Source organism: Pontivivens ytuae (assembly GCF_015679265.1).
Lineage (GTDB): Bacteria > Pseudomonadota > Alphaproteobacteria > Rhodobacterales > Rhodobacteraceae > Pontivivens > Pontivivens ytuae.
The window spans coordinates 1233101-1252454 of sequence record NZ_CP064942.1 but is presented as its reverse complement, the minus strand read 5'-3'; the positions used below and the strand labels follow the sequence as shown (position 1 = coordinate 1252454).

Here is a 19354-nt window from a genome sequence, read left to right as displayed (position 1 = left end):
TATGCTCGACTCGCTTACCACCAGTCTCGACACGATCTACAGCTTTCTGGAAGCCGCCTTCGGTCCGCTCGGCCCGCTCTACGCCGCCGTGGCCTTCGTCTTCCTGCTGCTGGCGCTTGCGGCACCCTTCGCCCTGCGCCGTCCGGCCGACCCGATCGACAAGCTCGTTCTGGACGGCGGCGGCGCCCCGACGCCGAACGCGCCGGTGGAGAAGGTGCCCCAGTCCAATGGCCTGAAGCTCCGGCACGAGGGGCAGTCCGGCCTCGCCGCACTCGCCCCCTACCTGGAGCCGCAGGATCAGAAGGAATTCTCCGCGATCCGGCTGAAGCTGACGCGGGCGGGCTACCGGTCGCGCTCCGCCGTCTCCAGCTTCTATTTCCTGCGCGTGGCTCTCGGTGTCGGTCTGCTGGGCGCAGGTCTGATATTCTACCTGATCACCAAGGGTGAAGCGAACGACCCGATGAAGATGGCGCTCTATGTCGTCGTTCCGGGTCTGATCGGCTACATGGGCCCCAACTACTGGGTGACCCGTCGCCTGCAGGAGCGGCAGGAGGAGATCACGCAGGGTTTCCCCGACGCGCTCGACCTCATGCTGGTCTGCGTCGAGGCGGGCCAGTCGCTCGACCAGGCGATCCTGCGCGTGGCGACCGAGATCCGGGTCGGCTACCCGACCCTGGCCGAGGAGTTCGAGATCGTCGCCAATGAGATCCGCGCCGGTAAGGACCGCGTCACCGTGCTGCGCGACATGGCGGAGCGCTGCGGCGTATCCGATGTCTCGAGCTTCGTGACGGTGCTCATTCAGTCCGCGAGTTTCGGTACGTCGATCGCATCCGCACTGCGGGTCTACGGCTCTGAAATGCGCGACAAGCGCGTCATGCGCGCGGAGGAGAAGGCGAACGTCCTGCCGACCAAGCTGACGCTCGGCACGATGCTGTTCACCGTTCCGCCGCTCCTGATCATCCTCGTGGGCCCGTCGGTCTATGAGATCATTACCACGCTCGGTGGCTGATCTGCGCGTAGTGGCGCTGCTCACGGCGCTGCTCGTGAGCGGGTGCGAGCCACCCGAATTGCGCCCGTTTCCCGAAGGCACGCCCACGACCTCCTTCGATGTGGACGGGGTCGACGACCCGCTCGCCTTCGGCGACCTGTTGATGGAGCGGGGGCAGTTCGACCTCGCGCTGCGCGCCTACACCCGCGCCTATCTCGACGCCGATCCCGACGATATCGGCGCGATCGAGCTGGGGCTGGGGCAGGCCAATGCGCGGCTCGGCCGGCTGTGGCGCGCGCGCCGGCATCTGGAGCGCGCGATCTCCGCCGATCCGCGCTCCACGGTGGCGTGGAACAACCTCGGTGTGGTGCAGATGAGCCTCGGCGAGTTTCCCGCGGCCCGGAATGCGCTGGAGACGGCCTTCGCGCTCGCCAGCGGACAGGACGACGTGGTGCGGGCGAACCTCGCGCGGCTCGGCGAGCTCGAAGGTGACTTTGCGGACACAGACGCCATCACCGCGGAGGACTTTGAACTGGTGCGACGCGGGTCCGGCAGGTATTTTCTAAGCGAGGCGGTCGAAGAACCGGGAGCAGTCGAATGATCCGAGTGAAGCAAGCCGTCCTGGCGACGGCGGCGGTTGCCGCATTGGCGGCGTGTGATCGCAAGTTGGACGAGGACGCGCTGCAGCCCGTCAACGTCATCGATGCGGCCAACCTGACCGACGTGATGCTGACGAGCGCCGACCCCGATGCCGCGGTCGAGTTCTTCCGCGCGTCCCTGGTCGACGAACCGGACCGCGTCGATTTCCAGCGCGGCTATGCCGTGAGCCTCGCGCGGGCCAACCGCAACGACGAGGCCGCCATCGCGTTCGAGGAGCTGGACGAGGAAGGCAAGCTCGAACCCGTCGACCGGCTGTCCTACGCGCAGGCGCTGCTGCGGCTGGGCGAGTGGGACCGGACCGAGGCGCAGCTCTCCCTAGTGCCCGAGGCGCGGGACAACTACCGCTGGAACCTGCTCAACGCCCTCCTGTCGGACAACTACGGCAACTGGGACGACGCTGATCGCTACTATGCCGCGGCCCGCGGGCTCACCTCGCAGCCCACGCAGATCCTGAACAACTGGGGCGTCTCCAAGATGTCCCGCGGTGATCTGGAAGGCGCCGAGCGGCACTTTACCGAGGCCGTCCGCTTCGACGTGCGCGCCTTCGAGCCGAAGAACAACCTTGCCATCGCGCGCGGCCTGCAGGGCAACTATGCGCTCCCCGTCATCTCGATGACGGAGGAGGAGAAGGCGCAGATCTACCACAACCTCGCGCTCGTCGCCCTCCGCCAGGATGAAACCGACATCGCGCGCGGCCTGCTGGAGCAGGCCGTCGAAACCCATCCGCGCTACTTCGAAGCGGCGGCGGACAAGCTGGCGGCGCTGCAGTCCGTCGTGGAGCGCTGACATGACGTCCGAGACCGCCACCATCTTCCTGATGCTCGTCGCAATCCCGGCCGTGATCGTCATCTGGCAGGACCTGCGCGAGATGAAGATCTCCAACAAGCTGTCGCTGGTGCTGCTCGGCCTCTTCGCCGTGTCCGCACCCTTCCTGCTGACGGGGGAGGAGATCCTGTGGCGCGTGGTGAGCTCCGCCGTGGTCTTCGCTATCGGGCTGATGCTCTACATGATCCGGCAGATGGGGGCAGGGGACGTGAAATACGCGACCGTCATCGTGCTCTTCGTCGCCCCGCTGGACATCACCCTCTTCATGCGGATCCTCGGCGTGCTGGCGCTTGCGGGCCTTCTGACCCACCGCATGTTCGGGCGCATTCCAGCGGCTCGCGCGGCGGCGCCCGACTGGGTGAGCTGGGACCAGCCGACCTTCTCCTACGGCATGGCGCTGTCGGGGGCGATCCTCTACTACCTGACGCTCGTCGCGCTCGCGGGGTGATGTCATGAACGCGATGATCCCGCCGCCCGCGCGGCAGCCCGCCCCGCCGATGCAGCTCAGCGAGACCGGTCTCGATACCACCTTCGCGCGCGACCTGCTCATCAAGACGATCTTCCGGATGAGCCTGCAGACGCCGACGGAGATGGCGAAGGCGTGCTCCGTCGTGCCGCCGATCGTCGAGACGTTGATCGACATCTGCCGGACTGAGAACCTGATCGAGACGCTGGGCAACCGCGGGGCTTCGACCGCCGCGGAACTGCGCTACCAGCTCACCGACAGCGGCCGGGCGCGCGCGCTCGATGCACTCGCGCAGTCGGAGTATTACGGCACCTTCCCCGTCCCGCTGGAGATGTTCGAGGCGCAGAGCCGCCAGCAATCGATCGGCGAGGTCGCGATCCGGCGCGAGAAGCTGGAGGATGCGTCCAGCCACCTCGTGATGCCCGAGGGGCTGCTGGCCAAGCTCGGTCCCGCGGTGAACTCCGGCCGGTCGATCCTGTTCTACGGCCCGCCGGGCAACGGCAAATCGGTGCTGTCCGAGGCGATCCGCGACGCGCTCGGCGATGCGGTCTTCATCCCGCGCACGCTGGTGGCCTTCGGTCAGACCATCGGCCTCTTCGATCCGATCGTGCATCAGGTCGTGGAGACGGCGGATCACGATCCGTCCGGCCTGCGCGCGCGTCCGCCTTACGATCCGCGCTACGTGCTCTGCCGCCGTCCGTCGGTGATCACGGGCGGTGAGCTCACGCTGGACATGCTCGACCTCGGCTACAACCCGACAAGCCGGACCTACCAGGCGCCGTTGCAGCTCAAGGCGACCGGCGGCGTCTTCATCGTAGACGACCTCGGGCGCCAGCGGGAGAGTGCGCAGGCGCTCATGAACCGCTGGATCGTTCCGATCGAACAGCGCTACGACCTCCTCAGCCTCCAGTCGGGGCAGAAGTTCACTGTGCCCTTCGACACGCTCGTGATCTTCTCCACCAACTTCCAGCCGACCGAGCTCTTCGACGGCGCGGCGCTGCGGCGGATCTACTACAAGATCAAGATCGACCGCCCGAACCAGTCGGACTTCCTCAAGATGTTCGTGCTGATCTCCCGCAAGTTCGGGATCGAGCCGAAGGAGGAGGTGATCGCCCACCTGCTCAACAACCTCTACCCGACGCCGAACGGCCCGTTCGCCGCCTATCACGCGCCCTTCCTGATGAGCCAGATGACCTCCATCTGCGACTACGAGGGGATCGAGCGGCAGATGAGTGTCCCGCTGGTCGAACGGGCCTGGTCGAACCTCTACGTCGATGCGGATGACAGCGCCGCGAAGGGCACGGGATGACCACTGACCGCGTCACCGTCGAGATCGCCGATCGGGTCGCCCATGTGACGCTGAGCCGGGCGGACAAGATGAACGCGCTCGATCCCGCGATGCTGGAGGCGATCGTCGCGGCCGGTGAAGAGGTCAACCGCGACGACGTGCGCGCCGTGGTCTTGTCGGGCGCGGGCCGGGCGTTTTGCGCCGGGCTCGACGTGGCGAGCTTCCAGGGCCTGATGGCCGATCCCTCCTCGATCAACGAGCGGACCCATGGTCGCTCGAACCTCTGGCAGCGGGTCTCGATGATCTGGCACGAACTGCCGATGCCGGTGATCGCCTCGCTGCACGGCACGTGCTTCGGCGGCGGGCTGCAGATCGCGCTCGGCGCCGATATCCGCATCGCGCACCCCACCACGCAGATGAGCGTGATGGAGATGAAATGGGGCCTTGTCCCCGACATGGGCGGCATGGTCCTTCTGCCCAAGCTCATGCCCGCCGACATCATGCGCCGCCTGATCTACACGGCCGAAATCTTCGACGCACAGCACGCCGTGGGCTGGGGCCTCGTGACCGAGGTGGCGGACGAGCCGCTGGCCCGCGCGCAGGACCTCGCGGTGGAGATCGCGAGCAAGTCTCCGAGCGCCATCCGCGCCGCCAAGGCGCTGGCCGCGATCGCGGAAACGGATGGGCCCGAGGAGGTGCTGCTCGCCGAGTCGCGGCTTCAGGCGAGCCTCATCGGCCAGCCCCATCAGATGGAGCAGGCCATGGCCAACATGCAGAAGCGCGACCCGGTCTTCGAGTGAAGGTCGCCGTCGCGGGTTGCGGCCGCATGGGCGGCCCGATGGCGGCCGCGTTGCACGAGGCCGGGTTCGATGTAGCGGGCTTCGACGTCGTCCCGAAACTCTATCCCTTCATGACCGCGGACCTGAGCGACCGTGAGGTGATCTTCACCGTGGTCCGCGACGCGGCGGAGACCGACGCGCTCCTCTTCGAGGATCAGCGCATCGCGCGCCTGCCGCATCTCACCGACCTCGTCATCTGCTCCACCCTCTCGCCCGCCTATACACGCGCGCTGCGGGGCAGCGTGCCCGCGCATGTCCGCCTGATCGACGCGCCGATGTCGGGTGCCGCCATCGCGGCGCAGGAGAAGCGGCTCACGTTCATGTTGGGCGGCCATCCGGCCGATCTCGACCGGCTGCACCCGCTCTTCGCCGCCATGGGCACGCGCTTTCACCGTATGGGGCCGTTCGGGGCGGCGATGACGGCGAAGGTCTGCAACAACCTTGTCGCGGCAAGTTCCACCGCCGCGACCCGCACCGCGCTTGCCTGGGCCGCGGCGAACGGGCTCGACCGCGACGCCCTGCTGAAGCTGATGCATGACAGCTCCGGCCAGACCTGGTTCGGCTCCAACTTCGACACCATCGAGTTCGCCCGCGACGGTCACGCCGCCGACAACACCATCGGCATCCTCGCGAAGGACGTGGCCGCCGCCCTCGACGCCGCCCCGGAGGACGCCGACACCGCGCTCGCCGATGCGCTGATCCGCACCCTTCGCAATCTGGAGCCTCTGGATTAACTCCACCCCATGGAGTTGCCCAAGCTATTCACCGACTGGTTCGCCGGGCAGGGCTGGCAGCCCCATCCGCACCAGCTCGCGCTGCTGGAGGCGACGGACCCCGCCATGCTGCTGATCGCGCCGACGGGGGGCGGCAAGACGCTGGCGGGCTTCCTGCCTTCGCTGGTGGAGCTGAGCCAGGGGCCTCACGAGGGGATGCACACCCTCTACGTCTCGCCGTTGAAGGCGCTGGCCGCCGACATTCGCCGCAACCTGCAGCGCCCGGTGGACGAGATGGGCCTCGACATCCGCATCGAGGACCGGACCGGCGACACCAAGCAGTCCCAGCGCCAGCGCCAGCGCGTCGATCCGCCCGACATCCTGCTGACGACGCCGGAGAGCCTGTCGCTGCTTCTCTCCTACCCCGAAGCGCCGAAGATCTTCGGCGGTCTGCGCCGGGTGATCGTGGACGAGATCCATGCGCTCGCCGAGAGCAAGCGGGGCGACCAGCTTACCCTCTGCCTCGAACGGCTCGCGACACTGGCACCCGACATGCGCCGCGCCGGGCTGAGCGCGACGGTGGAGGATCCGCCCGCGCTTGCCCGCTTCCTCGGCCCCGAGACGCGCATCCTCCTCGCCGATCCCGGCCCGGATCCGGATATCCGGATGCTCCAGGCCGAGCTGCCCGCCCCCTGGTACGGACAGGGCGGCCGCCACGCCGCGCGCGACGTGATGGAGATGGTGCGCCGGCACACCACCACCATCATCTTCATCAACACCCGCGCGCAGTCCGAACTCTTCTTCCAGGAGCTCTGGGCGCAGAACCACGAGAACCTGCCGATTGGCCTCCACCACGGCTCCCTCTCCCGCGAGCAGCGGCAGGGGGTGGAGGCGGCGATGGCGAACGGTACGCTGCGCGCGGTCGTGGCCACCGGCTCCCTCGATCTCGGCATCGATTGGGGCGACGTGGACCTCGTGATACAGGTGGGTGCGCCGAAGAACGTGAAGCGGCTTGTTCAGCGGATCGGGCGCGCGAACCACCGCTACAACGCACCGTCCAAGGCGCTGCTCGTCCCCGCCAACCAGTTCGAGATCATCGAATGCCAAGTGGCCTTGGAGGCGGTGGAGGAGCGCGACCTCGACGGCGATCCGCGCCCCGACGGACCGCTCGACGTGCTCTGCCAGCACATCCTGTTGACCGCGTGCTCCGCCCCGTTCGACGCCACCGCGCTCTACAGGGAGGTGAAGCGCGCGGGGCCCTATCGGGGGCTCACCCGCGCCGCCTTCGACCGCTGCCTCGATTACTGTGCGACGGGGGGCTACGCGCTGCGCGCCTATGATCGCTATCAGCGGCTGGTGGAGCGGGGCGGGCTCTGGCAGCTCCGCGATCCGCGCATCACCCGCGACCTGCGGCTGAACATCGGCACCATCATCGACTGGAACAACCTCAAGGTCTCCTTCCGCGGCGGCAAGCCGCTGGGCGAGATCGAAGAGGGGTTCGCCGCCACCCTCTCCCCCGGCGATACGTTCCTGATCGGCGGGCAGGTCGTCCGCTACGAGGGCATGCGGGAGATGACGGTGCAGGTCACGAAGTCGCCTGGCAAGGACCCGATGATTGCGACCTTCGGCGGCACGAAACTCGCCATGTCCACCAAGCTCGCGCACCGGGTGGTGGAGTTCCTCAACGACCGCGAACGCTGGCGCGTCCTGCCGCACCACACCGCCGAATGGCTGAACCTTCAGACCGAGGTCAGCCGCATGCCCCAGGCCGACCGCCTGCTGGTGGAGACCTTTCCGCGCGGGCCGAAGTGGTTTTCCACCTGGTACGCCTTCGCCGGGCGCAACGCGCACCAGACCCTCGGCGTGATCCTGACCCGGCGGATGGAGGAGGCGGGGCTCTGCCCCATGGGCTTCGTCGCCAACGACTACGGCCTGCTGATCTGGAGCCTCGACCCGGTCAACGATCCCGGTGCGCTGATCGAGGGAAAGGACCTGCGCGAGGCCCTCGACACCTGGTTCGCCTCCAACATGATGATGAAGCGCACCTTCAAGATCCCCGCGCGGGTGGCGGGGCTGATCAGCCCGAACCTGCCTGGGCAGCGCAAGACCGGGAAGCAGGCGACCTTCTCCACCGACATCCTCTACGACACTCTGCTGCGCTACGATCCCGACCACCTGATGCTGGAGGTCACGCGGGACGAGGCGATGCGCGGCCTCGTCGATTTCGACCGGGTGGAGGAGATGCTGGCCCGCGTCCAGGGCCGCGTTGACCATGTGCGGGTGGAGCATGTCACCCCGATGGCCGCGCCCCTGATCCTCGAGGTCGGCCGCGTGCCGGTGAAGGGCGAGGCGGAGCGCCGGCTTCTCGACGAGGAGATCGGGCTGGTCCTCGCTGAAGCGGGCATCGGCGCCCCGGCCTGAACTGTCGGGTATTTGCGTATTTGGACAAAGAAGAAGCGGGCTTTCGGATTCGCCTAAATATCCACGTTGGTCCGCTCAGTCGAAGCGCCAGCCGTGGAGCGACGCACCCTCCGCCCGCAACCAGTCCCGCTGCACCTGCCAGCCGGGGTAGAGCCGTTCGACGATGGCCCAGAACGCGGGCGAATGGTTCATCTCGACCAGATGCGCGACCTCGTGGGCGGCGACATAGTCCAGCACCTCCGGCGGTGCGAGGATCAGGCGCCAGGAGAACATGAGGTTCCCCTCGCTTGTGCAGCTGCCCCAGCGAGAGCGCGGGTCGCGCAGGGTAATCCGTGTGACGGTCCGGCCCAGCTTGGCAGCATGATGATCGCAGCGGGCGGCGAGCCGGTCGCGGGCGCGGGCCTTCAGCCAGGCGGCCAGCGCCGGGCCGGGGGCGCGTCGGGGCAGCTCCAGTGTGCCGGGGCCCTGCGCCACGCCGCGCCGCGCGGCCAGCGAGACGACATGCGGCGCGCCCTCGACCGGGAGCACGGTGCCGTCCGCGATGCCGGCAGGTTGCGGCGTGCGAGAGAGGGCGGCGCGCAGCCACTCTTCGCGTTCCATCAGGAAGTCCTCGACCACGGCATCGCGCACGCGCGGCGGTACGGTCAGCACCGGGTCGCCCCCGATGGACGGGACCCGCAACGTCAAGCGCCGCGCCCGGGTGGCGCGGCGCAATTCCACGGTGATCGGCGGATCGCCGACGGTCAGGCGGTCAGGCAACGTCCGCGCGGTGCGTCGCAATGAACTCCGCGACTTTCGGCTGGATGAACTGACGCCAGCGCGAGCCGTTGAAGACGCCGTAATGGCCGACCTTCTCCTGCACGTAATGCATGCGCTTCGCCTTGGGCAGCTTGGTGGTCAGCGTATGCGCCGCCTCCGTCTGGCCCAGACCGGTGATGTCGTCCTTCTCACCCTCGATCGTCATCAGCGCGATGTCGGTGATCGCCGACGGCTTCACGATCTCGCCGCGATAGGCATATTCGCCGACCGCCAGCAGCCGCTTCTGGAACACCCGCTCGATGGTCTGGAGGTAGAACTCCGCCGTCAGGTCCATCACCGCGAGGTATTCGTCGTAGAAGGTCCGGTGCTGCTCCGCCGAATCGCCGTCGCCCTTCACCATGTTGCGGAAGTGCTCGACATGGGCGTTCACGTGGCGGTCGAGGTTCATCGACATGAAGCCCGAGAGCTGCAGGAAGCCTGGATAGACCCGCCGCAGGAAGCCCTTGTTGGGCCAGGGCACGGTGACGATCACGTTGTTCTCGAACCAGCTCAGCGGCCGCGAGGTCGCCAGCTCGTTGGGCTGCTTGGGGTTCTGCGTCACGTCGATGGGCGAGCCCATCAGCGTGATCGAGGACGGCCGCGCCGGATCCTTGCGCTCGGCCATCAGCGAGGCGGCGGCGAGCACCGGCACACCCGGCTGGCAGACGGCGAGGACTGCAGGCCGCTCCCCATCGCTGGCCAGATGCTGGCAGAACTCGATGACGTAATCCGCATAATCGTCCAGATCGAAGCGGCCCGCGGTCAGCGGCACGTCGCGCGCGTCGATCCAGTCGGTGATGTAGACGTCGTGCCCGGGCAGCATCTGCTTGACCGTGCCGCGCAGCAGCGTGGCGTAGTGTCCCGACATCGGTGCGACGATCAGCACCTTGGGTTGATCCGCATCAACCTCAGGCTTCTCGAAATGGAGCAGATTGCAGAAGGGCAGCTCCAGAACCACTTCCTCCACCACGGGGGAGGACGCGTTGCCGACATCGACCATCTCGATGCCGAAGGTCGGTTTGCCATAACGCCGCGTGGCGTTGATGAACATCTCGCAGGCCGCGGCTGTGGCCCGCGCCTGGTAGGTTTCCGCGAGCGGATTGAAGGGAGAAGTCATCAACTCCTGCCCCATCCGTGCGGCCTGCCGCATCGGCGAGATGGCGGCGTGTGTGAACTCGTAGGCGTGATACAGCATGCTGTTTTCCCATCATTGCCGCTGCGGCCGCGAAGGTGCGCCTTTTTGTCCGGCAGCGCAACATGGACCAAAGACGTGCATCCCGTTGCATTGCAGAAATGTGTCACCCAAAGCCTTTGACAACGATGTGACTGTATGGCAGAGCGCGGCAGCTTAGCATCACGCAGATGAAGGATTGACGATGCCCGAACCGGAATGGGGCACGAAACGCCTTTGCCCCAACTGTGCAACGCGCTTCTACGACCTCAACAACGACCCGACGACCTGCCCGAATTGCGGGGCGGTGCACGAGCTGTCGGTCTTTTCGCTGACCAAGGCGAAGGGCGCCCGCGCCGAAGCGGCGAAGAAGGCGAAGCCCGAGCCCGCGGAGGCCGAGGTCGATGACGCAGACGTGCTCGATGATGATGATGACGATATCGACAGCGACGACACGGTGCTCGACGACGACGATGATGACGACAACGTGTCGCTCGAGGAAATCGCCGACGTCTCGGATGACGACGACGACTGATTTTTAGCTTGCGCGCGCCGGGCGGCGGTTTTAAACCCCGCCCTGTCGCGCAGGCGACCTTGGGGCCTTAGCTCAGTTGGGAGAGCGCTTGCATGGCATGCAAGAGGTCAGGGGTTCGACTCCCCTAGGCTCCACCAAACCCCTCACCATTGAAACGCATGCCGGTAGCTGCCGCTACGTGTCGTGGTCCGGATGTTGGTGCGACACGACCGATGAGTTCCAGCGCTCGTCGGCCTCACGCTGGGCCTCGGGCTTCTCGGGCAGTGCGGCGAGGCTTTCGAAACACCGCCGTCTGTACCGCGCATTCACCTGAACCTCCGGCATCGCGCGGTCCGGATCGTCCAGCGCACCGATCGCGATCTCGATACCGCCGTCATGCTCGTAGGTCAGCGGCGTGCCGCAGGCCGAGCAGAAGCCACGCCAGTTCGTGTCCGAGCTGTGGAAGATCGCCCGTTCGCCGCGGGTCCACACCACATCCTCCACCTCGACGAGAGGCGCGAAGAGCCCGCCGAAGGCCTTCTGGCACATGCGGCAATGGCAGATGGAGGCCTTGCCGAGGCGCCCGATCCTGAAGCGGACCGCGCCGCACTGGCAGCCGCCGGACACCCCTACCGGATCCCGATCCTCTTGCATCCCGAATGCCCCCGCTGCTTCCACATTCTCAGGGTCGAGCCCCACGCCATCCGATGTCAATTCCGGCCTCACGCTCCTGTCCGCAACCGCGCCGGACCTATCCCTTCGGATAGGCGCCTCGCCTTCTGCGCCGCCAGCTACCCTCCCGCAACGCTGCATGTGATGGTTAGCGCGCCTAGAAAGGAGGTGTCCCAACCCCCGATAGGCCAGCTCATGCGCATCCGCCACGAACGCCCGATGTCCGATCTCGACTTTGCGGTCACAGCGCCGCTTGCCCTGACCCTTCCGGGCGGGCGCGAGGTCGCCGTGCGGCGCTGGACGCTCGCCTGGGCGGAGCTGGACGAGAGCTTCGACCTGCCGGTGGAGCGGGCGGAGCTCGCGATCCCGTTTCAGGGCGTCGACATCCGCTTTCCGGTCGAGCTCGCCGCGGGCGACGCGCCCGGCCGCTACGTCTTCCGCAACCTCACCGGCCGCCAGCGGGAGACGCTGGCGCTGTTCCACCGCTCGATCCTCGCGGGCAAGATGGCGGCGACCGATGAGGTCATCACCGCCCTCGACACCCCGGTCGACCTCGTCCCGATGGAGGAGACGGAGGAGGAGAAGACCGCCGCCACAGCCGGCAAGACGCCGCGCCTCTTTCGCATCATCTGGAACGTGCTCGCCTACGCGCTCGCCGCCCTCGTCATCTTCGGCGTGATCGGCGGGCAGATCTGGGGCCGGCTCAACACGATCCCGCTGGAGAACGGGCGGATCGAGGCGGCGCTCGCCCCCTACACGGTCGCCCGCGACGCTTATGTCGACGAGGTGCTCGTCGCCCCCGGCGACCGGGTGGAGCAGGGCGAGACGCTGGTCACCCTGAGCAATCCCGAGCAGGCGGGCGATCTGGAGGAGTTGCGGCGGGAGATCCGCCTGGCCGAGCGCCGCCTCGCCGAAGCCGAGCGCCGTCTCGCAGCCCATGTCGGCCGCCGCACCGACCTGCGCGGCCAGGCGGAGCGTGAGTATCGGGCCGCGATGACCGCACAGGCCGCGCCCGGCTGGTTCGGTGCCCACGACCCCGCCCGCATCGAACTCGCCTGGGCCGCGCTGATCGCCGCCCGCGCCGCCGAGCTCACCCCCGACGACCTGATCTATGACGAGCTTGCCGCGCTGGAGGAAGAGCGCGCCGCCGACCTCGCCCGCCTAAAGCGGGAGCTTGGCGCGTTGAAGGACGCCGTGGAGGCTGCGAACATCGTGGCCCTCGAAGACGGCATCGTGCGCGAGATCACCGTCGCCCCCGACCAGTTCGCCACCCGCGGCACGCAGGCGGTCATCGTCGAGGGGCTGAGCCCGCGGGAGGCGATCGGCTGGCTGCCCGCCCGCCGCGCCGCCTCGGTCTACCCCGGCATGGCGGCCGAGATCCGCTGGTCCGACGCCTCCGGCCCCCGCCGCGTCATCGCCCGCATCGCGGAGCTGACCGCCGGGCCGGACCCGCTGCGCCCGCAGGAATTCGGCATGATCGTCCGGCTCGAAACCGACCTGGAGGCGGAGGAAAGCCGCACGCTCTTCACCCCCGGCCAGCCGGTCCGCCTGACGCTGGAGCGTGACCTGCTCGGATGGCTGCGGTGAGCGCGCCCGAGACGGAATACGCCTTCGACAAGGATCTGACCGTCCGGCTGCGCGAGCTCACGAGGCCCGCCCCGACCGGCCTCGCGAAATGGCGGCCCTCCCAGCTTCTGGGCCTTGCCGCCATCGCGACCATCATCGGCTGGCTGCTGGTCCACACCGTCAACCGCTTCGTCGATCCCGCCCTGATGCGCGTGACCGTCACGCTGGGCGCGCTGGGCTTCTGGCGCTTCGGCTGGTGGTTCACCCATGCGGTGCGGGCCGAGCACTTCGCCCGCGCGATCTGGCCGCAGAAGCGCGCCGCCGCCAGCGCCCTCTGGGCCCGGGGCTGGCGCCCGCGCCGGCTCCACATCCAGATGACGACCTATTTCGAGGAGCCGGCGATCACCAAGCGGGTCATCGGCTCGATCCTTAGCCAGATCCGGCGGGAGCGGATCCCCACGACGCTCTATATCGGCACGGGCTCCGCCTATGACGAGCTCATCATCCGCCAGTTCGTCGAGACCTATGCCCAGGACATCCCAGACGACCTCGCCGAGCTTGTCTTCATCCGGCAGAACCAGCCGGGCAAGCGGATGGCGATCGGCCTGATCCTGCGGGCGATCAACCGCGCGAGCGTGCATCCCGACGACCTCGTCATCTTCATGGACGGCGACGCGCTCTATGGCGGCGACGTGCTGGAGAAGACGCTCTCCATGTTCGGGGCGGATCCGGAGCTTCAGGCGCTGACCACCAACGAGGAGGTCATCTGCTACGGCCCCAAGTGGATCGCCAACTGGCTCGACATGCGCTTTGCCCAGCGGCGCCTCGCGATGCAGAGCCACGCGGTCGCGGGGCGGGTCCTGACGCTGACCGGGCGCATGAGCGTCTTCCGGGCGAAGCACATGACCTCCGAACGCTTCATCCGCACGATCGAGGCCGACCACCTCGACCACTGGCTCTGGGGCCGCTTCCGGTTCCTGTCCGGCGACGACAAGTCGACCTGGTACCACCTGCTCAGCCGCGGTGCGAAGATGACCTACGTGCCCGACGCCACCGTCTACACCATCGAAGTCATCAAGGAGAACGGGCTGGAGCGGATGATCCAGAACTTCCGCCGCTGGTCGGGCAACATGCTGAGGAACGGCAGCCGCGCCATCGCGCTCGGCCCCCGCGCGATGCCCTTCTTCATCTGGTGGTGCCTCGTCGATCAGCGCATCGCGATGTGGACCATGCTGGTCAGCCCCGTCATGGCCGTGCTCGCCGCCTTCACCACGCCGGAATACCTGTGGTCCTGCCTGATCTGGGTGATCGCGTCGCGGGTGCTGCTCTGCCTCTTCCTTTATCGCTATTCGCGGAAGGTGGACCTGAGCTGGCCGTTCATCCTCTACCTCAACCAGGTCATCAACGCCTCGGTGAAGGTCTACATGATCTTCCACCTGTCCAAGCAGAAGTGGTCGAATCGCGGCAATCAGAGCGCGGGCGGCGGGGCCGGGCTGGTCGCGCGCATCCAGAACGCCACGGCCAAGGCGCAGCTCTACACCGCCGTCGCGGGCTTCGTCCTGGCGCTCGCGACCTATGCGGGCATCGTCCAGCTCCCTTCGCTCTAGGGACCTATCCTTTCGGACAGGAGGGGCTGCGCCTTTGCGCCCCCGCGCACTCCTCCCGGACAGAAGATCGAGGCGGTCCAGCGGGTTACAAAGCTCTTACCCAACGTAACCCGCCCCCGGAAAGGAGCACCGCCATGACCCTCGCAATTGCCATCGACAATGCCCCCGAGATCCACAGCCGCCCCTGGGGCCACTACGAGACGCTGACCCGCGGTCCCCGCTACCAGATCAAGCGCATCGTGGTGGAGCCGGGCGCGAAGCTCAGCCTGCAGTCGCATCACCACCGCTCCGAGCACTGGACCGTGGTCGAGGGCAGCGCCTTCGTCACCGTGGACGAGAACCGCACCCTGCTGACCGAGAACGAGAGCGTCTACATCCCCCTCGGCGCCGTGCACCGGCTGGAGAACCCCGGCAAGTTGCCGATGGTCCTGATCGAGGTGCAGAGCGGCTGCTACCTCGAAGAAGACGACATCGTCCGCTACGAGGACATCTACGATCGGTTCGAGGCGGCCTGACATGAAATAAAAGACCCCTCCATCGGTTACTTGACAGCCCGCGAGCCCCCTTCCTCGCGGGCTCTTTTTTTGTTTAAGATTTGAGGTATCCGAAGGGATAGTTTGCAGCGACCTTTGCGCGCCGATCTATACTTTCCCCGAAATGCCTGAGCGGCATCAAGCGGTTACACCGGTCTCCAGCAAAACAGGAGACCATCACATGCTTCATCTCGCCCCCCAGGCCACCGCCAACGCCCTTCCGCTTCACCTCGTCGAGACGAAGGCCGCGATCTCCATCGTCGGTCTCGGCTATGTCGGCGCCGTGTCCACCGCCTGCCTGTCGAGCCTCGGCCACCCGGTCATCGGCGTCGACATCGACCGCACCAAGGTCGAGAGCATCGCCGCGGGCGAGGCCCCGATCCACGAGGCCGATCTCGGCCGCCTGCTGGCCGAGGGTGTCGAAGCCGGGCTGATCTCGGCCACCGACGACCTCGCCCAGGCGGTCCGCGAGACCGACGTCACCTTCGTCTCCGTCGGCACGCCCACCGCCGCCGATGGCGGCTGCGACTACCGCTATATCGAGGCCGCGGCCCGCGCCATCGGCGAGGGGCTCACCGGCAAGGACGGCTTCCACGTCGTCGCCATGCGCTGCTCCATCCCGCCGGGCACCACGATGCGGGTGATGACCCCGATCATCGAGCAGGTCTCGGGCAAGGTCGCAGGCCGCGACTTCGGTGTCTGCTTCAACCCGGAATTCCTGCGCGAGGGCGTGGCCGTCGCCGATTTCCACGCACCGCCCAAGACCGTGATCGGTGCCACCGACCCGCGCACCGGCCGCATCATGGAGAAGATCTACGCCCCCGTGGACACCAACCCCATCGTCACCTCGATCGAGACGGCGGAGATGGTGAAGTATGTCGACAATGTCTGGCACGCGACGAAGGTCTGCTTCGCCAACGAGGTCGGGCGGCTCTGCAAGTCCCAGGGCGTCGACAGCCACGACGTGATGGACGTGTTCTGCCAGGACACGAAGCTCAACCTCTCGCCCTACTACCTCAAGCCCGGCTTCGCCTATGGCGGCTCCTGCCTGCCCAAGGAAGTGCGCGCCGTCGCTCATATCGGTGCCGAGGCGGGCGTGTCCCTGCCGCTGATCGACAGCCTGCAGACCTCCAACCGCGCCCAGATCGACGAGGCGCTGGCTCTCGTCGCCAAGACCGGTGCGAAGCGGATCGGCGTCCTCGGCCTCGCCTTCAAGCGGGGCACCGACGACCTGCGCGAAAGCCCGATCCTGGAGGTCATCGCGGCCCTCGCCGAACAGGGCGTCGAGGTCGTCGTCCATGACGAGGCGATCACCCGCGATACCCCGCTCGACGGCCAGCTCGGCTACGTCCGCCACGGCAGCCCGGGCCTGCAGAAGCTCGCCACGAGCCTGCCCGCGATGCTGCGCGACGACCTCGACGAGGTGATGGAGGCCGACGCCCTCATCGTCACCCATGCGAGCCCCGCCTACCGCACCGCCTGCGCCGCGACCGACCGTCCGGTCGTCGACGTGGTGCGCCTGTTCAACGAGATCCCGGCCACCGACGCCTATCAGGGCATCGGTTGGTGACGGGGTAAACCCAGAAAAGGAAACCAGAAATGACCATCACACCCCTCATCACCCCGCTGTTCGGGACGTCGCGGGACGACGCCCTTTACGGCACCCACCGGTCGGAGATCGCCTCCGGCCGGGGCGGCGACGACACGATCTACGCCAGCTCGGGCTCCGACATCGCCTATGGCGGCTCGGGCGACGACTACATCGCAGGCGGGCGCGGCGACGACGTGCTCTATGGCGGCGGCGGTCCGAGCTATGCGGCGAACGGCCCCCTCACCATCGCGGAGGACTACACGGGCCGCGTGACCTTCCTCAACGAGGGTGCGGGCTTCCGCAACACGCTCGGCATGTACCGCGTGGACGAGACCGGCACGATCACCGGCGTCGAGATCCTCTTCGCCAACGCCTCCGCCCTCTATTCCGGCGGCAGCCTGATCCGGGGCGAGAGCCATGTGGACGTGGAGCTCAACGCCGGGGATCGCGTCGGCTTCTTCGTCGCTTCCAACGCCTACGGTCACAACGGCAGCGCGCTGGAGACCGGTGCCTACGTGATCCGCGACGCGGCGGGCAACCCCGCGACGCTGGAGACCACGGGCCAGACGACGCTGTTCCGCGTCGCCGAGGACGGCTCGGAGACCGCGGTGCGCACGCAATACGGCACGTCGCTCTTCCACTCGGCGGCGGATCCGTCCAACGGCTACGGCCTCAACCCCGACAGCTATCCGCACACCGTGGGTCGGATCGAGGCGGAGACGGGCACCGTGATCCTCGGCTTCGAGGATCTGTGGCGCGGCGGGGACAAGGACTATGATGACGTCGTCCTCTCCTTCGATGTCGGCCAGTCCAATGCCCGCGTCTTGGATCCGAACCTCGCCTATGGCGAAGGCGGCCGCGACTGGGTCTACGGTGAGGACGGCGGTCGCTACGACGCCGACGGCAATCGGCTGAAGTCCGAGAACGACGAGCTCGACGGCGGCACCGGCAACGACAAGGTCTACGGCATGGCCGGCCACGACGATCTGTCGGGCGGCGATGGCGACGACCTCGTCAAGGGCAACTCCGGCGACGACACGCTGTCGGGCGATGCAGGCAACGACACCCTGTCCGGGGGCAAGGGCGATGACGAGCTGCGCGGCGGCTCGGGCAACGACATCCTCGACGGCAATTCCGGCGACGACTTCATCTTCGGCGGCTCGGGCGACGATGTGCTGAAGGGCTCCAGCGGCGCCGACGCCCTGTCGGGCGAGAGCGGCAACGACCAGCTCGACGGCGGCTCGGGCGACGACGTGCTGTCGGGCGGCGAGGGCAACGACGCCCTGCGCGGCGGCACCGGCGATGACCAGCTCGCGGGCGGCTCCGGCTCCGACGTGCTCGATGGGGCGAAGGGCAACGACGTCCTGCTCGGCGACGGCGGTTCCGACCGGCTGAAGGGGGGCTCGGGCAACGACACCCTGTCGGGCGGCGAGGGCAAGGACCACCTCAACGGCGGCTCCGGCGACGACCTCCTGAACGGCGGGGCGGGGTCGGATCGGGTCTATCTCGGCGCAGGCGACGACATCGCCTTCGGCGGGGCGGACAGCGACCGCTTCGTGTTCCGGTCCGAGGATCTGGATGGCGCCACCGACCGCATCGCCGACTTCCGCCATGACGGTGTCGAGCAGGACATCCTCGACTTCCGCGCGCTGTCGCTTCTGGTCGATGAGAGCGGCGCGGACTGGATGGCCCTCAACGCGTCCTTCGACGGCAACGGCGATCTCGGCCTCGACCTCGGCGAATGCACGCTGGTCATCGAGGATCACCGCGACATCGGCGAGGCGCTCTACGCGGAGGTCTTCGACTCCATCCTCTTCGCGTAAGCCGATCCGTCCGCGCGCCGGGGGGTGGCGCGGACGATGGCGCAGGTGTCCGCCCCACGGCCCGCCTGCGCAAGGCCCCGCCGCCTGCCCACGCGGCGGGGCCATCCCCGGCCCCGGAGCGCAAACGCGCCCCTTCTTCTTTGTCGAAATACGCCCGCCGGAGGCATCCGACCGCGCAATCCGCGCGCGGTGGCTTCAGAAAAGCCCCGCCTCCTTCGCGATCATCGCGGCCTGGGTGCGGTTCTTCGCCTCCAGCTTCCGGCACAGCGTCTTCACGTGCAGTTTGATCGTCACTTCCTGCAGGTCGAGCGTCCGGGCGATCTCCTTGTTCGACTCGCCGCGGCACAGCCCCTCCAGCACCTGCAGCTCCCGCGCGCTCAGCGTCTTGGCGAGCGGATGCTCGGGCCCCTCGGGCTCCTCGGCCATCAGCGCAGCCGGGATGAAGACCTCGCCCATCGCCATGAAGCGCACGGCGTTCATCAGCGAGGTCGCTCCCATGGTCTTCGGCAGAAAGCCGATAGCGCCGGCCTCCACCGCGTCCTGTGCCACCTTGCGCGGGGCCGTGCCCGACAGGATCGCTACCGTCTTCTCGCCGTTGGCATCGATGGTCTGCCGCAGCCCGTCGAGCCCGCCCATGCCGGGCATGTCCCAGTCGAGGAGCACCAGGTCGAACGGCCCGTCGGCGCCCACCTTCTCCAGCACCTGGGGCAGGGAGGTTGCCGTCGCCGTCTCGACCTCCTCGCTCTGTCCGAGAAAGGCCGCGATGGTGTCGCGGACCAGGTCGTGATCGTCGGCAATCAGCACACGCATAGGCACTCCGAATGGCTCGCACCCCCATCTTGTTCCCCACGAACGGAGGGCTGTCGCCTGTTCTGACAC

General features: G+C 67.7%; 17 protein-coding genes, 1 tRNA gene and 1 pseudogene. 15 read left to right on the top strand and 4 right to left on the bottom strand.

What is annotated here, in order from left to right; genetic code table 11:
• Position 1: 1 nt before the first annotated feature.
• From I0K15_RS06010 to I0K15_RS05975, 8 genes are read left to right on the top strand one after another with little or no spacing between them, the layout of a single operon-like run.
• Positions 2-1009 carry a type II secretion system F family protein gene (locus tag I0K15_RS06010; protein ID WP_196104490.1) on the top strand — a complete coding sequence of 336 codons (1008 nt, stop codon included), beginning with the start codon at positions 2-4 and terminating at the stop codon, positions 1007-1009.
• Positions 1002-1589, top strand: coding sequence for a tetratricopeptide repeat protein (locus tag I0K15_RS06005; RefSeq protein ID WP_196104489.1), 588 nt, complete (start codon positions 1002-1004; stop codon positions 1587-1589). The genes I0K15_RS06010 and I0K15_RS06005 overlap by 8 nt, the downstream gene beginning before the upstream one ends.
• Positions 1586-2434 carry a tetratricopeptide repeat protein gene (locus tag I0K15_RS06000; protein WP_196104488.1) on the top strand — a complete coding sequence of 283 codons (849 nt, stop codon included), beginning with the start codon at positions 1586-1588 and terminating at the stop codon, positions 2432-2434. The genes I0K15_RS06005 and I0K15_RS06000 overlap by 4 nt, the downstream gene beginning before the upstream one ends.
• A 1-nt stretch (position 2435) precedes the next feature.
• Complete coding sequence (locus tag I0K15_RS05995) at positions 2436-2921, top strand: A24 family peptidase (RefSeq protein ID WP_196104487.1); 486 nt, start codon at positions 2436-2438, stop codon at positions 2919-2921.
• 4 nt (positions 2922-2925) lie between these two features.
• Positions 2926-4248 (top strand): ATPase, encoded by a 1323-nt coding sequence (locus I0K15_RS05990; protein WP_196104486.1) that lies wholly within the window; start codon positions 2926-2928, stop codon positions 4246-4248.
• Positions 4245-5027 (top strand): crotonase/enoyl-CoA hydratase family protein, encoded by a 783-nt coding sequence (locus I0K15_RS05985; RefSeq protein WP_196104485.1) that lies wholly within the window; start codon positions 4245-4247, stop codon positions 5025-5027. The genes I0K15_RS05990 and I0K15_RS05985 overlap by 4 nt, the downstream gene beginning before the upstream one ends.
• A complete protein-coding gene (locus I0K15_RS05980; protein ID WP_230374306.1) occupies positions 5024-5800 on the top strand; it encodes an NAD(P)-dependent oxidoreductase in 777 nt (258 codons plus the stop codon). Before I0K15_RS05985 ends, I0K15_RS05980 begins: the two co-directional genes overlap by 4 nt.
• A 9-nt stretch (positions 5801-5809) precedes the next feature.
• Complete coding sequence (locus I0K15_RS05975; protein ID WP_196104484.1) at positions 5810-8200, top strand: ligase-associated DNA damage response DEXH box helicase; 2391 nt, start codon at positions 5810-5812, stop codon at positions 8198-8200.
• A gap of 75 nt (positions 8201-8275) precedes the next feature.
• Here the strand turns inward: I0K15_RS05975 and I0K15_RS05970 are convergent, their stop codons facing one another.
• Together I0K15_RS05970 and I0K15_RS05965 are read right to left on the bottom strand one after the other, a co-directional pair.
• The gene (locus I0K15_RS05970) at positions 8276-8959 is read right to left on the bottom strand and encodes a M48 family metallopeptidase (RefSeq protein WP_196104483.1); all 684 of its coding nucleotides are present in this window, start codon (positions 8957-8959) and stop codon (positions 8276-8278) included.
• Positions 8952-10193, bottom strand: a complete 1242-nt coding sequence (locus I0K15_RS05965; RefSeq protein ID WP_196104482.1) for a polyhydroxyalkanoate depolymerase — start codon at positions 10191-10193, stop codon at positions 8952-8954. Before I0K15_RS05965 ends, I0K15_RS05970 begins: the two co-directional genes overlap by 8 nt.
• A gap of 181 nt (positions 10194-10374) precedes the next feature.
• On the opposite strand from I0K15_RS05965, the gene I0K15_RS05960 reads away from it, so the two are divergent.
• Positions 10375-10704 (top strand): TIGR02300 family protein, encoded by a 330-nt coding sequence (locus I0K15_RS05960; RefSeq protein WP_196104481.1) that lies wholly within the window; start codon positions 10375-10377, stop codon positions 10702-10704.
• Between the two features lie 61 nt (positions 10705-10765).
• Positions 10766-10841 (top strand) — tRNA-Ala (locus I0K15_RS05955).
• A gap of 37 nt (positions 10842-10878) precedes the next feature.
• Here I0K15_RS05955 and I0K15_RS05950 read toward each other — a convergent pair.
• Positions 10879-11337, bottom strand: a complete 459-nt coding sequence (locus I0K15_RS05950) for a GFA family protein (protein ID WP_196104480.1) — start codon at positions 11335-11337, stop codon at positions 10879-10881.
• A gap of 237 nt (positions 11338-11574) precedes the next feature.
• Here I0K15_RS05950 and I0K15_RS05945 point away from each other — a divergent pair, with 237 nt between their 5' ends.
• From I0K15_RS05945 to I0K15_RS05925, 5 genes and pseudogenes are all read left to right on the top strand, one after another.
• Entirely contained in the window at positions 11575-12942 is a 1368-nt protein-coding gene (locus tag I0K15_RS05945) for an HlyD family secretion protein (protein WP_196104479.1), read from the top strand.
• Positions 12939-14528, top strand: a complete 1590-nt coding sequence (locus I0K15_RS05940; RefSeq protein ID WP_196105386.1) for a glycosyltransferase — start codon at positions 12939-12941, stop codon at positions 14526-14528. The genes I0K15_RS05945 and I0K15_RS05940 overlap by 4 nt, the downstream gene beginning before the upstream one ends.
• Positions 14529-14704: 176 nt before the next feature.
• Positions 14705-15043, top strand: a pseudogene (locus I0K15_RS05935) (cupin domain-containing protein); the annotation flags it as partial.
• Positions 15044-15242: 199 nt separating this feature from the next.
• Positions 15243-16631, top strand: coding sequence for a nucleotide sugar dehydrogenase (locus I0K15_RS05930; protein WP_196104477.1), 1389 nt, complete (start codon positions 15243-15245; stop codon positions 16629-16631).
• Positions 16632-16660: 29 nt separating this feature from the next.
• On the top strand, positions 16661-18475 hold the full coding sequence (locus I0K15_RS05925; protein ID WP_196104476.1) for a calcium-binding protein: 1815 nt from the start codon (positions 16661-16663) through the stop codon (positions 18473-18475).
• Positions 18476-18670: 195 nt separating this feature from the next.
• Here the strand turns inward: I0K15_RS05925 and I0K15_RS05920 are convergent, their stop codons facing one another.
• The gene (locus I0K15_RS05920) at positions 18671-19285 is read right to left on the bottom strand and encodes a response regulator transcription factor (protein ID WP_196104475.1); all 615 of its coding nucleotides are present in this window, start codon (positions 19283-19285) and stop codon (positions 18671-18673) included.
• Positions 19286-19354: the final 69 nt, after the last annotated feature.

Coding starts and splice junctions, on each gene's coding strand:
- I0K15_RS05925 (WP_196104476.1), top strand. CDS start 16,661: ATGACCATCACACCCCTCATCACCCCGCTGTTCGGGACGTCGCGGGAC.
- I0K15_RS05990 (WP_196104486.1), top strand. CDS start 2,926: ATGAACGCGATGATCCCGCCGCCCGCGCGGCAGCCCGCCCCGCCGATG.
- I0K15_RS05945 (WP_196104479.1), top strand. CDS start 11,575: ATGTCCGATCTCGACTTTGCGGTCACAGCGCCGCTTGCCCTGACCCTT.
- I0K15_RS05960 (WP_196104481.1), top strand. CDS start 10,375: ATGCCCGAACCGGAATGGGGCACGAAACGCCTTTGCCCCAACTGTGCA.
- I0K15_RS05965 (WP_196104482.1), bottom strand. CDS start 10,193: ATGCTGTATCACGCCTACGAGTTCACACACGCCGCCATCTCGCCGATG.
- I0K15_RS05995 (WP_196104487.1), top strand. CDS start 2,436: ATGACGTCCGAGACCGCCACCATCTTCCTGATGCTCGTCGCAATCCCG.
- I0K15_RS06010 (WP_196104490.1), top strand. CDS start 2: ATGCTCGACTCGCTTACCACCAGTCTCGACACGATCTACAGCTTTCTG.
- I0K15_RS05920 (WP_196104475.1), bottom strand. CDS start 19,285: ATGCGTGTGCTGATTGCCGACGATCACGACCTGGTCCGCGACACCATC.
- I0K15_RS05950 (WP_196104480.1), bottom strand. CDS start 11,337: ATGCAAGAGGATCGGGATCCGGTAGGGGTGTCCGGCGGCTGCCAGTGC.
- I0K15_RS05930 (WP_196104477.1), top strand. CDS start 15,243: ATGCTTCATCTCGCCCCCCAGGCCACCGCCAACGCCCTTCCGCTTCAC.
- I0K15_RS05985 (WP_196104485.1), top strand. CDS start 4,245: ATGACCACTGACCGCGTCACCGTCGAGATCGCCGATCGGGTCGCCCAT.
- I0K15_RS05975 (WP_196104484.1), top strand. CDS start 5,810: ATGGAGTTGCCCAAGCTATTCACCGACTGGTTCGCCGGGCAGGGCTGG.
- I0K15_RS06000 (WP_196104488.1), top strand. CDS start 1,586: ATGATCCGAGTGAAGCAAGCCGTCCTGGCGACGGCGGCGGTTGCCGCA.